The sequence below is a fragment of the Mycoavidus sp. HKI genome (assembly GCF_020023735.2).
GTDB lineage: Bacteria > Pseudomonadota > Gammaproteobacteria > Burkholderiales > Burkholderiaceae > Mycoavidus.
In genome coordinates this window covers 772,836-788,092 of the sequence record NZ_CP076444.2, presented here as the reverse complement: position 1 = coordinate 788,092, position 15,257 = coordinate 772,836, and the positions used below count along the sequence as shown (strand labels likewise).

Here is a 15,257-nt window from a genome sequence, read left to right as displayed (position 1 = left end):
CCAGTTAAGGCACTAAATGAGAGGAGATATTTCGATGTTTGAAACGGTAAGATTGATTGCCAGTTTCAAGGATATGGCAATGATGTGTAATCCGGTCCAACAAAGCGGTGGTCATTTTTGCGTCTCCGAAGACCTGTACCCATTCGCTAAATGAGAGATTGGTAGTGATAATTAAAGAGGTTTTCTCATAAAGCTGTCCGATGAGCTGGAATAGCAGTGCGCCACTGGAGGCAGGGAAAGGCAAATAGCCGAGTTCGTCAATGATGAGGGCGTCAATCTGTGTAAGGCGTTTGGCTAGGTTGCCTGTTTTACCGAATTGCTTTTCGTGTTCGAGAGCGTTGACCAATTCGACGCCATTGAAGAAACGGACACGTTTTCCGGCATGAATGGTGGCCACGCCCAGAGCAGTGGCAAGATGAGTTTTGCCGGTTCCACAGCCGCCCACGAGAATCAAGTTATGTGCGGTATCGGTGAAGTCGGCACTGGCGAGTTGCTCGATGACAACTTGTGACAGAGGCGTTTCTTGCCAATTGAAGCTGAGTAAATCTCGATGGATAGGAAAGCGCGCGGCTTTAAGCTGATAGCGTAAACGGCGTAATGCTCGATCTGTTTGCTCAGCGGCGATCAGGCGTTCTATCCAAATTTCAGGGCGGTTAACGAGCTTTGGCTTTTCGGCTTGTAATTCGCTCCAGGCCGTGGCCATTCCATGCAGTTGCAATGCCGTAAGAGTGGCGTGGATGTCAGTGGGCATGGGTTTCTCCGAGCAGGTGGTCATAGCGATGGCAATCTGCTAGGGGTTCTAGCGTTAAGGCGATACCATCGGGCCATTCAAGCGGAGTGGGTGGGCTTGGGTCGGTCAGTCTGCGCATTTCGTTCATAATCACGGGGGCCGTCACTGTACCCGCTTCCAAAGCACATTCACACGCCACGGTTAAGGCATCCAGGTCAACTTTCTCAGCCAACAGGAGCAGTTCTACAAAGGCACGATCCCCCTGAGGGCGCTTCAGAAGGCATTTCCGTACCGCTTGAATGGGAAGCGGTAAATCCCACTCAACAAAAGGTGCACCATTGCGTAAAGCACCGGGTTTCCTCTCTAATACAGGCAGATAATGCCAAGGATCGCAGATAAGTTGGTCACGCCCAAAGACTCGCCGGTGAGCCGCAACGACCTGAGCCTGGGCCACCACCTGGATTTGGTTAGCGCTCATACGTACGGACACGGCTTGTCCCGCAAAGCGGGCCGGCACACTATAACGATTTCTATCCACGCGCACTAAGCTGGTGTTTGAGACTCGCATCATCTGTTCAACGTAACCATCAAACGGTGCGACGATTGGGCGTAACAATCGTTGCTCTTCTTGGAAACATTCGCTGATGGTGCGCTCAGCATGGCAGGGGTGTTTGCGTTGAGCGAGTTCTCGGCAGCGTATAGCCAGCCAGTCATTGAGCTCGACCAGATTAGCTGTGCGATTTACATATATCGTTTCAATTAAAATAGGCGGATGAACGCACAAATACGCTGTCGACTTAAATGGGTCAAACTATACGAAGAGCTGGGAGATGCAGGCGTGGTATGTCGACGTTGTGGCATCTCCCGGCCGACATTACGCAAGTGGGTTAAACGCTATCAACAAGAGGGCGAAGTGGGCCTGGATTCAATGAGCCGCCGTCCACACCACAGCCCTAATCGCAAGGTCACGCAGACTGACCAGGACAATATTTTGCGTATGCGTGGTGAGAATAAGGGCGCACGCCGCATACAAAATGAACTTCGTCTATATGAACAAAAAGAATTGTCACTGCGGACCATTCATAAAGTTTTGGTCGCGGCAAAAGTCAATCCGCTGGTCAAACCCAAACGGTCAATTCCGTCTAAGCGATATAGTCTTCTCATTCCAGGTGAACGCGTACAAATAGACACCATGAAAGTCGCACCAGGGGTGTATCAATATACGGCGGTGGATGACTGTTCGCGATTTCGCGTGTTGGCAGTTCATCCACGCCGCGATGCCCGCCACACCTTGCTTTTCCTTGATCGCGTGATAGAAGAAATGCCCTTTCCGATTCAACGGATTCAAACGGATCGTGGAACCGAATTTTTCGCTGAAAGCGTACAAAGATATTTGATGAGCAATTGCATTAAATTTCGTCCAATTCCACCTCGTTCACCCCATCTCAATGGCAAAGTCGAGCGTTCTCAACTCACCGATAAAATTGAGTTTTGGTCACGCTATTCACATAAAGAACAAGGCATTGATCAGCGTATTGAAGAATGGCAGTTTGAATACAATTGGCGACGCCCACACGGCTCTCTTTCTGGAAAGACTCCCGTTGGCAAGCTTGCAGAAGTAGGCGCACAGATCCCGCTTTCTGAAGACATTACTTCTGCTTATGACTTACGCAAAGAACGCATCCGTTATAGCAATTGGAAAGTCGATTTAGCTATCGCTGCTATGGATTTGCAATGTAAGAACTCCATGAACCCCAGACTTGTGGCTTTAAGCAGTAATACTCATACTTGCCCTGATCTAAATATTGATGGAGCGAACATAGAGATGGAAACAGAATTCCAGCCGTCCCATGTAGGGGTAGCCAAATTCTATGGGAATAAACGCGAGCTAATTGATATTGGGCACGGTATTAAAATTCCAAGGCAACAGCGCCTCAACCTCCTCGACGGTCTTTGCTGCTGGCAAGTCACGCAGAGCACAACGCAACCAGGTGTAGGGCTCCAGGCCATTGGCCTTAGCTGTTTCGACCAGCGAGTAAATGACGGCGCTAGCATGAGCGCCGGCTGTCGTATTACTGAATAGCCACGCCTTGCGGCCGATCACAAACGGGCGGATCGCATTCTCACAGCGGTTGTTATCGATCGGCAGATCGCCGCGCTCGGTATAGCGCTTGAGCATGCTCCAGTTATCGTGCATATACTTCAGTGCTCCACCAAGAGCGCTTTTCGGCGTAACGCCAGGCCGCAACTTTTCCATCCAAGCGTACAGTTTATCCAGGATCGGTATGCTCAGCTTCTTGCGCGCCTTCAGGCGTGCTTCGTCGTCGGCGTCTTTATGATCACGTTCGATGCGGTATAACTGTCTTATCATCTTGATAGCCTCGTCGGCATGCCCACTCTTGCCTTTGGGCTGAACATTGACCGCCTCGATGTAGCGCCGTCTCACGTGTGCCCAGCACATGAGATGCTCGATGCCCTCGATCTCAGTTAATTTGTTATATGCATCATATCCGTCGGTCATCAGATAACCGCGATAGTCGTGCAATAAGCGCACGGGCACCTCCCTGCCACGGCTAGGATCATAGTCGTAAATGACAACCGGTTTGCCTGGCGGTCCGCCGGTTTGTACCCACATATACGAATTGGAGGTAGGCGTTTTGTTCGGCTCTTTAAGCACTTGCACCACCGTTTCATCGATATGCAGCACAGAGCTCTCAAGCAAGGTGTCGCGTATCAGATTGTGCAAGGGCTGCAACACAGAACCACAGCTGATTACCCAGCGCGCCAATGTCTGGGTGGGCACGGACATGCCGTGGCGATCCAGTACCTTGGCGAAACGGGTGAGAGGCAAGCCATCGACGAACTTAACCGTCAACAGCATGGCCAGGAAGTTGGCGCTCGCGTTACTCTTAGGCAGAGGCTGCGGCGGCAATGGTGCTGTGACTGGAGCATGAACACTGCTGGGGCAGCCATAGCGCATACGAATGTGGCGTAGTACACGTATCTGCATGGGCACGATGTCGAGTTGCTCGCTCACATCCTGTCCGATGACCACCATCGGTGTCCCACAGGCACAGGTGCGTTCGGCTTCGGGAACATCGTACACGATCTCAACTCGTTTCAACTCTGCTGGTAATGGGCTCCGCTTGCCGCGCGCAGGTTTCTCTTGGCCTTCCGACTTGGGGGCCAGTGGTGCGATATCCTCTACCTCGGTTGTGGCTTCGGCCAATACTTCCGCTTCATCGAACAAACGGCCCTGGCCACTCATCTGCTCTGAACTCGGGCCAAACTGGCGCCGCCGCGCCAGTATAATTTGTTCGATCAGGCGCCTAATCTCATCGCGTGCTTGGCTGATCTCATTGTGTGCTTGGCTAATCTCGTTGTGTGCCTGACTGATCTCGTCGCGTGCCTGACTGATCACATTGCGTGCTGCCATCTGGGACGCCTCATACGCTTGCTGTTGCGTATGCAACAGCGCTGTGAGCGCAGCCACATCGGTTGACAAAACGGCCGGTAGCGTGACCTCTGGCAGAGCGAAGTCTATGGGTAAAATGAATTCTTTTTCGGCACTTTCAAACATGCCATATTTTATCAAATCTCTCTATGAAACAGTATTAAAATACAGTGTTTTATGCGGTTTGTTTCTCCATAAATCAAACCCTTCCAGAAGCCATTCAAATTCCTGTAAGCTCAACGTCTGCGTGGCCTCTTGGGCACCCTTAGGCCAGGCAAATTTCTCCGATTCAAGGCGCTTGAGCCACAGGCAAAAACCATTGCGATGCCAGTACAATACCTTGAGCTTATTGCGCTGGCGATTGATAAAAACATACAGTGCACTGCCGAACGGGTTTAGTCCCAATTCTTGCTCGACCAGCGCACTCAAGCCGTTGATCGCTTTCCTAAAATCAACTGGCTCCTGGCACAAGTAAACCTGCTCAATCTCACAGCCCGGATGCATCAGTGCTCTCCTTGCGCCGCACGACCAAGGGCCACCAGCCATTCTGGCGACGGCAGGTCAGATAGCTCTAGCCGCATTCCTGAGGGCAATACTAAGCTGCAACCGCAAGCGCGTGGCTCGTCAACCGCCTCCCTCACCCGCAGCGCTACAAATTTGCTTGCCTGCCTCGATTCGATACTTTCATCTGTCGCCTTTAATTTGTTCTGCCAATAATATAGGCCTTTCACAGATACACCATGCCGCTTCGCATAGCTACTCAATGAGCTACCTTTGTGTTTGGCTGCCTCCAAATGGGCTGACCAAAATTTTTCTCCCAATCTCATCTTTGTTCTATTGCTCCATCTGAATTTAGATGTGAGAAAGTATGAGGACTCCAACTTCAAGCCACAAGTCTGGGGTTCATGGCGTTCTTACTTTGCAATAACCCTACTGAACTAATCATCTCACTCATTTTTACCCTAAAAAACATTAAAAATGGTTTTCAGAAAAGTGAAACGATGTATGTAAATCGTACAGTTGAAGAAAGTCCCGTTGTCAGAGCGCACGATCTTCGATATGGAGCAGCACGGGGAATTCCCGCGCCGAATCGTACTTTCACCCCGAAAGGTCGCCTGAGACTTAGCCGAGATCGATGAATGGATCAAAACACGAAAGTCGTCAGGCGGCAAGCCCATGCGTCCGGCCGCATTCCGATGGCCGTGACCGCTTGAGCGTCCACTCGTCAATCATATCAGCCCAATCTTGCACGCTGCTCTCGGTACTCTGCCTTATTGTAAACAGCTCTCACGCCTTTTTGCTCATGCGCGAGGCTCTTTTCGATCCAATCGCTGTTGTACCCAGCCTCGTGCAGCAACGTACTAGCAGTTCTGCGCAGATCGTGCGGCCCGAACTTGGCGAGGCACCTCCCCTCTTTCTGCGCTAGCTTGTACGTCAGCGTCAGCACCTGATTCAGCGTCGCACTACTCATCGGTTGGCTTGAATCGTACCGTGACGGCAACACATAGTCAGACCCACCCGCGAAAGTTTTTAGTGCGATCAAAATGTCCAACACCTGCCTGGACAGGAATACTAGGTGCGGGTTGCGCCGCTTCATGCGCTCTTTAGGTATTGTCCAAATCGCCCCACTGAAATTAATTTCGCTCCACGTGGCGTTAGTCAGTTCGCTCTTACGAACCATTGTCAGCAGCAGCCGCCCGTATTGATGGCGTCGTGCCAATACGTTCGATGTACTGATACATCAACTCTATCTCTTCTGGCGTCAGTGCCCGGTCGCGTGGCTCGAACCTGGCAATGGTGGCCGGAGATACCTTTTCCGCCGGATTTTCGACCTTCTGGCCTCGCTCAATGGCCCATCGATAAACCATCAACACCACCTCGCGGACATGTACTGCTGTGGCCGGCGCGCCGCGCGCCACAATGGCATCAGTCTGCGCTCGTAAATTCTCGTCAGTAATTTCAACCAGCTTCAGGTTACCAAACTTGGGCTTCAACTCGCGTTCATAGGTTGCTCGGCGCATATCACGAGTGGAGTCAGCCATCTGGCAGCCACGCAGCCACTTTTCAGCCCAGGCACCGAACGTCTCGACACCCTTGATTCGGGCTTTGTTCCGTGCCTTTTCCTTGGCCGGTGACTTCCCGGCATTGACCATCTTCTTGGCCTCACTCAATTGCTCTCTGGCCTCCGCTAGGGTGAGGCCGCCGACGCCGTAGCACCCAAAAGTAATAGTCTCCTGTCTGCCGTTGATCAAATAGTTGTACCGGAATGAAATCGAACCGGTAGAGATGACAGCCACATAAAGGCCATCGCGGTCGTTCACCTTGTAGAGCTTGTCCTTTGGTTTGAGATTACGCAGCTTGGTATCAGTCAACATAGTATCTATCATATTAGAATTCACGATACCATGATCGCCGCTCAAATCCTTATGAATAAAGGCTTTGATTGATTTCAATATGGTACGTTAAGCATGATTTTCATGCTTATTCTGGTTAAAAATACCATAATTCAAATATCTGCTTTTTCACCCTTCAAACCCTTATAAATAAAGGGTTTTATTGATTTTGATACCATGATCCACTGAAAAATCGTGGCATGGTATCAAGCATTGGTCATGGCACCGTCCCAATTAATACCATGTTTAATACCATGAAAAAATCATGCTTGAAGCTGCTACGTTATGCCAGAAAATGCTAGACGCAGACGTAAAAAAACCCGCAGTGATGCGGGTTTGCGGGGTATTTCATGCTGCTCAGTGCCAGCCTTTGCCGGACATCAAATCATTCCCATTCAATAGTCGCAGGCGGCTTTCCTGAAATATCGTAGACCACACGATTAATGCCACGCACTTCATTGATGATCCGGTTCGAGATCTGGCCTAACAACTCATGCGGCAGATGAGCCCAATGTGCGGTCATAAAGTCTTGTGTTTGCACCGCGCGCAGCGCAACCACATACTCATAGGTGCGCGCATCGCCCATAACGCCAACACTTTTAACCGGCAGAAAAACCGCAAACGCCTGGCTGGTAAGCTCATACCACGACTTGCCTGTGTGCGGATCGATCGTATTGCGTAACGCATCGATAAAGATCGCATCGGCACGGGCCAGCAAAGCAGCATATTCGCGCTTAACTTCGCCTAGAATCCGCACCCCTAAGCCTGGGCCTGGGAACGGATGACGATACACCATCGCAGCCGGCAAACCTAGTTCGATGCCTAATTCGCGCACTTCATCTTTGAACAGTTCGCGCAAAGGTTCAAGCAACTTTAAATGCAAGGTTTCTGGTAAGCCACCTACATTGTGATGACTTTTAATTTTAGCGGCACCTGGCTTATTGCTGCCTGCTGATTCGATGACATCTGGATAGATTGTACCTTGCGCAAGCCATTTCGCATCGACCAACTTACGTGCTTCGTGCTGGAATACCTCAACAAACTCCGCGCCAATAATTTTTCGCTTTTGCTCTGGGTCGGCCACGCCGGCAAGCTTCTCAAGGAAGGGGCCGCTTGCATCGACATGGATAACATTCACCCCTAGATGATTAGCGAAAGTTTCCATGACCTGCTCTGCTTCATTAAGTCGCAGTAACCCATGATCCACAAACACGCAAGTCAGCTGCGGACCAATTGCCTTATGCAGCAAAGCTGCCGCCACCGAGGAATCTACGCCACCTGAAATGGCTAAAATCACCCGCTCGTTGCCGACCTGCTGACGAATCGATTTGACGGCTTCATCAACATAGTCGCCCATAATCCAATCTGCGCGCGCGCCACATACCTCATGCACAAAACGTGTCAGAAGAGCCTTACCCTGTAGTGTATGGGTGACTTCTGGATGAAACTGAACGCCGTAAAAGCGCCTTGCGTCATCCGCCATAGCTGCCACTGGACACGCATCCGTCGACGCAATCAGCGTAAAGCCAGGCGGCACTGCACTCACTTTATCGCCATGGCTCATCCAGACTTTGAGCACGCTCTGGCCTGCATCCGTATGAAAATCTTCAATTCCGTGCAGGAATTTTGCATGACCATGCGCTAAGATTTCGGCGTAACCAAATTCACCCACATGACCATGCTCAACCTTGCCACCCAGTTGCTCGGCCATGGTCTGCATACCATAGCAAATCCCCAGCACGGGTACGCCAAGCTCAAACACAACTTGTGGTGCGCGTGGCGTATCAGCACCCGTCACTGAATTTGGACCACCCGATAAAATAATGCCCTTCGGGGCAAAATCACGAATGAAAGCCTCATCCACATCAGAAGGGTAAATCTCAGCACATACATGGGCCTCACGCACACGGCGGGCGATCAGCTGAGTAAACTGTGAACCAAAGTCAAGGATTAAAATTTTGTCATGCATCTGCATTTATTCCACGTGATAGTTCGGAGCTTCTTTCATAATCTGTACATCATGCACATGCGACTCACGAATGCCAGCCGAAGTAATTTCAACAAAACCAGCCTGTTCGTGCATTTCTTCAATAGTGCGGCAACCACAATAGCCCATACTTGCGCGTACGCCACCCACGAGCTGATATAAAATGGCGCTCACGCTCCCTTTATATGCAACGCGGCCCTCAATGCCTTCCGGCACAAGTTTATCGATATTGACCGAATTGTCCTGAAAATAACGATCAGCGGCGCCATCTTTCATGGCTCCCACCGAACCCATGCCGCGATACGATTTATAGGAACGGCCCTGATATAGAAACTCTTCGCCTGGCGCTTCTTCAGTACCGGCGAACATACTTCCCATCATGACACTGTGCGCCCCCGCTGCTAACGCCTTGGAAACATCTCCCGAATAACGTACTCCGCCATCGGCAATCACCGGCACGCCGGTACCCGCCAGCGCTGCAGACACATTCGCAATCGCAGAAATCTGCGGCACCCCAACCCCGGCAATAATCCGGGTCGTGCAAATTGAGCCTGGGCCGATGCCCACTTTGACTCCGTCGGCGCCATATTCAACCAAAGCACGCGCCGCATCGGCCGTGGCAATATTGCCACCAACCACTTCAATTTGCGGAAAATGCTTTTTAACCCACTGCACGCGTTCAAGCACGCCTAGGCTATGGCCATGAGCCGTATCCACCACAATCACATCCACGCCGGCTTGCACCAGCAACTCAATGCGCTCGTCGTTTTCTGGGCCAACCCCAACGGCGGCGCCAACCCGGAGCTTGCCCTGCTCATCCTTGCATGCATCTGGATGTTCAGTCGCTTTTAAAATGTCTTTAACGGTCATTAAGCCGCGCAATTCAAACGTATCATTCACCACCAATACCCGCTCAAGCCGATGGCAATGCATCAACTCCTTAGCTTTAGCAAGCGGCGTTCCTTCCGGCACCGTGATCAAACGCTCTCGAGGGGTCATGATGGCGCGCACAGGTTCATCCAACCGAGTTTCAAAACGCAAATCACGATTAGTTACAATGCCAATGAGTTGCTTGCCTTCAACGACAGGGAAGCCGGAAATACCATGCTGCTGCGACAACGCAATGGCATCGCGCACTTTGAGATGAGGCGGCACCGTGATCGGATCACGCACAATGCCAGACTCGAAGCGCTTAACCTTGGCCACTTCACGGGCTTGTTCAGCCGCTAGCAAATTTTTGTGAATGATACCAATCCCGCCTAGCTGAGCCATAGCAATGGCAAGCCTGCCTTCGGTCACGGTGTCCATGGCCGCGGACACAAGCGGCATATTTAGCGTGATGCGGCGGGTGAATTTGGTTTTAAGGGAGGTTTCTCGTGGCAGTACATTGGAAAATGCGGGCACGAGTAATACGTCGTCAAAGGTCAGTGCTTTTTGGAGGAGGCGCATAAGATATCCTGGAGGCGCAAAAACGGATTATACGCGATTCTTCAGTGCTAACCTAGCGCCTGCCAGGCATTGACTTAATATTTTTCTGATTTATGCGTGCCATCTACGACCCTCAGGCCGTCCCATGCGCCCTTTTTCCACACGCCGTTGCCGCGCAAGCTTGGGGTCTACTTTTAAAGGCCGGTAAATTTCAACTCGATCATCTGCCGCTAAGGCGGTCTCTAATGATTTAAGTTTGCCCCATATCCCCACCGCCTGCGTTGCTAAATCAAGCTCTGGATAGAGTTGCAAAATACCCGATGCAATAATGGCTTGATGCACTGTCGCGTCTGCTGGCAGTGTCATTTTCAGCACTGTTTGCCGCTCCGGCAAAGCATAACAAACTTCGATTTCAATCTTAGCAAGCATATTTGGTTTGTGCGCGCTTCACAAAAGATTCAACAAAAGTGTTCGCAATATGATGGAACACGGGTCCTATGAGTTTACCTAAGATCATACTTGCAAATTCATAGTGCAATGAAAATTCGACCTTACACGCGTCAGCACGTAACGGCGTAAAGCACCAGTAGCCAGTGAATTTTTTAAACGGACCATCCGCAAATACCATATCGATGCGGTTTGGCCGCTGTTGGGTATTACGGGTTGTAAAATGTAGCTTGATCCCTTTGAATGTAATATCAATCTTGGCTTTCATCTCGGTGGGGTTTTGTTCAAAAATCTCAACCCCTCCACACCATGGTAGGAAATTTGGATAATCGGCAACATCGTTGACAAGATCGAACATTTGTTCGGCCGCGTAGCGGACCAAAACGGTTTTTTGAACATCCGGCATAAGGTTTAGGTAAAAAGGATGCGCAGTTTGCGCAAAATCGACAGCATAAGGCAAGCGGCTTTGTTAGAATGATTATTTTAGCCGAAGTATACGTTCTCTCTCATCATGAGTATTAGTAACAATAAAAAAGCACTCTTCGATTACTTTATTGAAGATCGCTACGAAGCCGGCCTCGTACTCGAAGGGTGGGAGGTTAAGGCTATTCGCGCTGGCCGCTCACAGATTAGAGAAGGCTATGTCGTCATCCGCAATGCTGAGTTATTTCTAATCGGCGCGCATATTAGCCCACTCTTAAGCGCCTCGACCCATATCCGGCCAGATCCGGTGCGCACCCGTAAACTGCTGATGCATGCCACACAAATCAAACGCCTCATCGGTAAAGTTGAGCAGCGTGGCTATACGCTTGTGCCGTTAGATTTGCATTATACGAAGGGACGGGTTAAATGTGAAATTGGTTTGGCTAAAGGTAAGAAGGAGCATGATAAGCGGGAGACTGAGAAGCAGCGGGATTGGGAGCGGGAGAAGGCTCGGTTGATGCGTAGTGGTGTATGACTTTCCTAAGGAAAAATAAATACTAGACTACGCATACCCCCTTCATCAAAAATTTATTTGACTGCGTTGCGAAAACTTTAAGGTTGCCAATATGGAATTGATGGCAACCTTAAAGTAGATAGTCGTTGTGATTAAAAACTAGCTAAAATTCTTACTCATAGTGACCTATCTCGAAGCCATATATACCGACTTGTTTTGCTCTTCTGGTTACGCCCCAATATGAGTCAAGCTCATTTTCTGCCTGTTTCAACCATTTTATATCACTATATTTCCGTTTACTCCCAGGAACTGCATTAGCAAAAAAATATTTTGCACTAGCGTTCAGAACTTTCTTCACATCAGCCTCGACGAACTGCGGCCCAAGCTCCTTCAATTTAGGTATAACTACTTCCAAATCGGTCATGGGAAAATAAAAGGCCAATTGAGGCTCGATTACTTTATCGTAATCACCCATTGTCCTAAGTTCATATTGGTAGTCTTGCGGTCGACCCAAACAGATTTGGAGATTTGATACGTCTGAGTTAGGCAATTTAAAAGTCAACCGAGCCGCGCCATCGTCAGAAAAAAGCTCTTGCTCAGAACCCTCTGCCTTAGTCCAAAATTCATAACCTTCAGGACAACCCAATTCTGCCTCTGACGCAGAGTTCAAGCGGATAGAGTCATCACAACCACAGCCCGCGATCCAACCTCCCGTAACCAGCAAACTTATTAGTACCATTTTCTTCATATTTCCCCCGTAAAATTAGGCCTATTTTGGCCAGAGACAATTACTCAAAAAATCTTTTTAAAAAAGAAAAATATCATATTTCTAATAAATTGGAAAAAAATATTTTTCCTTCATTTTTTCTAGAATTTAGCCTGGCATCCACACCAGATTTACAATCATTTAATAGCTTTGTCGTCTTAAGTTGTTCCAAATAATTATCTATAAACTGACACCACTCCCCTTGATTAACGAGTGATCACGCCGTCAAATCATCGTACTCACAATTGAATCGTCTCTCCAATCTTTGTAACCAGCTTCGGGCACTGCAAGGATGGCAGTTGCAAGATCAACTCGACGAGCTTAGGAAGCAACGGCTGGAAGGTGAGTTTATATTGGAACTCATATCAGAATGAACTGACCTTAACCAACATGTCTATTCAAGATGCCCAGGGTTTAGATTCTATGAATACGCGCTTGCTGAGCAGGTATGGCATTACTTGCCCTAGTGAAAATTTAATCTGAGAAACACTGGCTCTAAATTAAGTATGTTGTGGGGTCAAAGATATAAGGCCAATTTCCTTCGGGGAAATTAAATTAGACCGGAACCAATTAAGGCTAGTCAATCTTATAAGGCAGGGCGTTTGTGGACAAGGTGTTATGGGCCTCAGCCGGCTTGCGGTGGATCCCAAAATAAAGCTTGAGATTGCCGTTTTCTCGGCAATCTCAAGTAGATACAGCTACAATTAAGCGGTGGCAATATTGCTCTTCCCGCCTTTTACTCTATATTGCTTTTTAGCCTTTATTTTTGCTTTATTCTTAGCTTTTATGTTTTATGACTTATTTTTATCAGTTTGTTTGCTCTTGTTCTTGATCGAGCGCACTTGAGAAGGTGATGCCTGTTCGCCAGACACTTCTCGTTGTTCACTGTGAACTCCGCTCGCGACGGTACGCGTCATATGTGCCCCGTGTTGGCTTCGAACCGTACTAGTCGTCGTTGTATGGGTAGTAGTGCTGATTTGCCCTTTAGTCGAGCCCGTCTCACTCACGACTGAATCTGTTTGTGTTTGTATTTGCTCATACCCACTTGATAATGCACCCTTGGCTTCATCCGTATGGTGTTGATCGAGAGCGTCGCTGTTCCCTGCCATATCCCAGGATGATGATAACGAAGCTGGTGACCCCGTAGTACTGCTTGCAGGTAGAGTGGAATAATAAGTATCCGCGACCTCATCTCTACGATCCTCATCGACAGACTCAGAGGAGTGATGAGCATCACTATGTTCTATCTGCTCCGTTATCTGCCAGCCATATTTACCTACAAATTCTGCTTTTCTAATAACAATCCAATGTGGTCTGTCACCTCCTTGATAATGCTGTAAAAACTCATCTCCTGGGCCATGCTTATTTAAAAGCTTCTCCTTCACCTCTTGATCGTCAGACTTACACTCTTGCCCCTCTTCACCAGTCCAAACATATTCTATGCTGCTCTTTAGAATTTTTCGAATTTCTTCTAACTCTTTTTTTTGCCCTACGCGAAGTCCTTCCAATCGAGGTAAGCTTGCTCGCAGTTCTTCTGTCGGAGCCGCGACTTTCAACTTAAGGGAGCGCAGTTTTCCATAGCTATCCTTATCCGTTGTGCTAATTTTATATTCATTAGCTCCAGACTGAATCAAAGAGATCTCGAAATATGGGAGATTTTCTGATTTAGGCAATTTAAAACTTAACACAGCAAAGCCACCTTTGGAGCGAAGCATCTGCTGCTCTGTATGATGTTGCTCCTTCCAAACCCACCTTCCTTCATCCTCACTAGCAATAGAAGGAACGCCTGCAGTGCTCAATGCACTAGAATGTCCAGCATGAACTCCACTACCAGTAGACGCAACGCCTGCAGTATTCAACGCATTAGAGTGCCCAGCATGATCGCCACTACCATCGCCACAGCAACCCGCAACCCCGCTTCCCATCGCCAGTAGGCTTATCAAAACTAATTTCTTCATGTTTTCCCCGTCAGTCTTAATTTTTACTCCGTTTGAACAGGAGTAATTATTCTAAAAAACTGCTATAAAAGCAAATACCATAGTGTAAGCAAACAAATTTATAGGCACTCCATCTAGCACTTTTACGCTAGGATAGTGTGTCTATGTCAGACTTACAATGATCTAACATCTATTTAGTTTTTACTAAATATCTACTATAAATCTGAGATTACTTGCCCTGCTTAATAATCGATAACGCCGTCCCAATCATCGAGCTCACTTCACTTAAATTAGCTGGCACGATGAGTGTGTTACCCGACTTAGCAAGATTACTAAACGCATTCACATATTGCTCCGCCACTTTAAGATTAACCGCCTCCATACCGCCAGACGATTGAATCGATTGTCCAATTTTTGCAATCGCTTGCGCATTGGCTTCGGCTACGGCAAGAATGGCTGATGCTTGCCCTTGTGACTGGTTAATCGCCGCTTGTCTTTCACCTTCTGATTTTTGAATTGCCGCTTCGCGTGCACCCGTGGCTAAGTTAATTTGCTCTTGCCGCTTACCCTCGGAAGCTGCAATCAATGCACGCTTTTCACGCTCGGCGGTAATTTGTGATTGCATTGCATGTAAGATCTCTTTAGGAGGGGTGAGATCTTTGATTTCATAACGCAGTACTTTAACGCCCCAGTTTGCTGCTGCCTCATCTAGCGCCTCAACAATGCCGTGGTTGATCAAGGCACGCTCTTCAAAGGTTTTGTCGAGCTCAAGCCTGCCGATGACCGAGCGCAAGGTGGTTTGCGCGAGCTGAGTGATAGCAACGATATAGTTGCTTGAGCCATAGGAGGCTTTCATCGGGTCAGTCACTTGAAAGTATAGAACGCCATCCACTTGCAATTGCGTGTTGTCGCGCGTGATGCAAATTTGGCTAGGCACATCGAGCGGGATTTCTTTCAAAATATGCCGATATGCAACGCGGTCGATAAAGGGCAACACAATATTCGCGCCCGGCGTCAGCGTTGCATGATAACGGCCAAGCCGCTCAAGCACCCAAGCATGTTGCTGAGGCACAATCTTCACGGCTTGCGCCGCAATGACAACGGCGACGATAAATATAATCAACGCAATAAGACTTGTATCTACTAACATAATTTTCCTTATGAGTGAGCCGTTTTTA

The 15,257-nt window shown here is 48.8% G+C and carries 13 protein-coding genes and 3 pseudogenes; 3 read left to right on the top strand and 13 right to left on the bottom strand.

Annotated features, from left to right (window positions below):
* Window positions 1–4: 4 nt before the first annotated feature.
* Together istB and KMZ15_RS03290 are read right to left on the bottom strand one after the other, a co-directional pair.
* On the bottom strand, window positions 5–751 hold the full coding sequence (gene istB, locus KMZ15_RS03295; RefSeq protein WP_223694159.1) for an IS21-like element helper ATPase IstB: 747 nt from the start codon (window positions 749–751) through the stop codon (window positions 5–7).
* Complete coding sequence (locus tag KMZ15_RS03290; protein WP_223694156.1) at window positions 741–1,514, bottom strand: hypothetical protein; 774 nt, start codon at window positions 1,512–1,514, stop codon at window positions 741–743. Before KMZ15_RS03290 ends, istB begins: the two co-directional genes overlap by 11 nt.
* Between KMZ15_RS03290 and KMZ15_RS03285 the strand changes: the two are divergent.
* Window positions 1,503–2,438 (top strand): annotated as a pseudogene (locus KMZ15_RS03285) (IS481 family transposase); the annotation flags it as partial. The gene KMZ15_RS03290 and the pseudogene KMZ15_RS03285 overlap by 12 nt on opposite strands.
* A gap of 180 nt (window positions 2,439–2,618) precedes the next feature.
* On the opposite strand, the gene KMZ15_RS03280 reads toward KMZ15_RS03285, so the two are convergent.
* From KMZ15_RS03280 to KMZ15_RS03270, 3 genes are read right to left on the bottom strand one after another with little or no spacing between them, the layout of a single operon-like run.
* Entirely contained in the window at window positions 2,619–4,310 is a 1,692-nt protein-coding gene (locus KMZ15_RS03280) for an IS66 family transposase (RefSeq protein ID WP_223694154.1), read from the bottom strand.
* 21 nt (window positions 4,311–4,331) lie between these two features.
* The gene (tnpB, locus tag KMZ15_RS03275) at window positions 4,332–4,688 is read right to left on the bottom strand and encodes an IS66 family insertion sequence element accessory protein TnpB (RefSeq protein WP_223691061.1); all 357 of its coding nucleotides are present in this window, start codon (window positions 4,686–4,688) and stop codon (window positions 4,332–4,334) included.
* A complete protein-coding gene (locus KMZ15_RS03270) occupies window positions 4,688–4,915 on the bottom strand; it encodes a hypothetical protein (protein WP_223694151.1) in 228 nt (75 codons plus the stop codon). The genes tnpB and KMZ15_RS03270 overlap by 1 nt, the downstream gene beginning before the upstream one ends.
* A gap of 280 nt (window positions 4,916–5,195) precedes the next feature.
* On the opposite strand from KMZ15_RS03270, the pseudogene KMZ15_RS03265 reads away from it, so the two are divergent.
* A pseudogene (locus tag KMZ15_RS03265) lies at window positions 5,196–5,390 on the top strand (helix-turn-helix transcriptional regulator).
* Here KMZ15_RS03265 and KMZ15_RS03260 read toward each other — a convergent pair.
* The 5 genes and pseudogenes from KMZ15_RS03260 to KMZ15_RS03240 form a co-directional block, all read right to left on the bottom strand.
* Window positions 5,346–6,559, bottom strand: a pseudogene (locus KMZ15_RS03260) (tyrosine-type recombinase/integrase). The pseudogenes KMZ15_RS03265 and KMZ15_RS03260 sit on opposite strands and share 45 nt — an antisense overlap.
* Window positions 6,560–6,962: 403 nt before the next feature.
* Complete coding sequence (gene guaA, locus KMZ15_RS03255) at window positions 6,963–8,546, bottom strand: glutamine-hydrolyzing GMP synthase (protein WP_223694149.1); 1,584 nt, start codon at window positions 8,544–8,546, stop codon at window positions 6,963–6,965.
* A gap of 6 nt (window positions 8,547–8,552) precedes the next feature.
* On the bottom strand, window positions 8,553–10,013 hold the full coding sequence (gene guaB / locus KMZ15_RS03250; RefSeq protein WP_223694147.1) for an IMP dehydrogenase: 1,461 nt from the start codon (window positions 10,011–10,013) through the stop codon (window positions 8,553–8,555).
* A gap of 90 nt (window positions 10,014–10,103) precedes the next feature.
* Complete coding sequence (locus KMZ15_RS03245) at window positions 10,104–10,421, bottom strand: RnfH family protein (RefSeq protein ID WP_223694144.1); 318 nt, start codon at window positions 10,419–10,421, stop codon at window positions 10,104–10,106.
* On the bottom strand, window positions 10,411–10,845 hold the full coding sequence (locus tag KMZ15_RS03240; protein ID WP_223694142.1) for a type II toxin-antitoxin system RatA family toxin: 435 nt from the start codon (window positions 10,843–10,845) through the stop codon (window positions 10,411–10,413). The genes KMZ15_RS03245 and KMZ15_RS03240 overlap by 11 nt, the downstream gene beginning before the upstream one ends.
* Window positions 10,846–10,950: 105 nt before the next feature.
* Here KMZ15_RS03240 and smpB point away from each other — a divergent pair, with 105 nt between their 5' ends.
* Window positions 10,951–11,397: an SsrA-binding protein SmpB gene (smpB, locus tag KMZ15_RS03235; protein WP_223694140.1), complete on the top strand. Its 447-nt coding sequence runs from the start codon at window positions 10,951–10,953 to the stop codon at window positions 11,395–11,397.
* 151 nt (window positions 11,398–11,548) lie between these two features.
* On the opposite strand, the gene KMZ15_RS03230 is transcribed toward smpB, so the two are convergent.
* The 3 genes from KMZ15_RS03230 to KMZ15_RS03220 all read right to left on the bottom strand — a co-directional run bounded on the left by KMZ15_RS03230 (window position 11,549) and on the right by KMZ15_RS03220 (window position 15,229).
* Entirely contained in the window at window positions 11,549–12,124 is a 576-nt protein-coding gene (locus KMZ15_RS03230; RefSeq protein WP_223694138.1) for a hypothetical protein, read from the bottom strand.
* Between the two features lie 809 nt (window positions 12,125–12,933).
* Window positions 12,934–14,100 carry a hypothetical protein gene (locus KMZ15_RS03225; RefSeq protein WP_223694136.1) on the bottom strand — a complete coding sequence of 389 codons (1,167 nt, stop codon included), beginning with the start codon at window positions 14,098–14,100 and terminating at the stop codon, window positions 12,934–12,936.
* A 208-nt stretch (window positions 14,101–14,308) separates the two neighbouring features.
* On the bottom strand, window positions 14,309–15,229 hold the full coding sequence (locus KMZ15_RS03220; RefSeq protein WP_223694134.1) for an SPFH domain-containing protein: 921 nt from the start codon (window positions 15,227–15,229) through the stop codon (window positions 14,309–14,311).
* Between the last annotated feature and the right edge of the window lie 28 nt (window positions 15,230–15,257).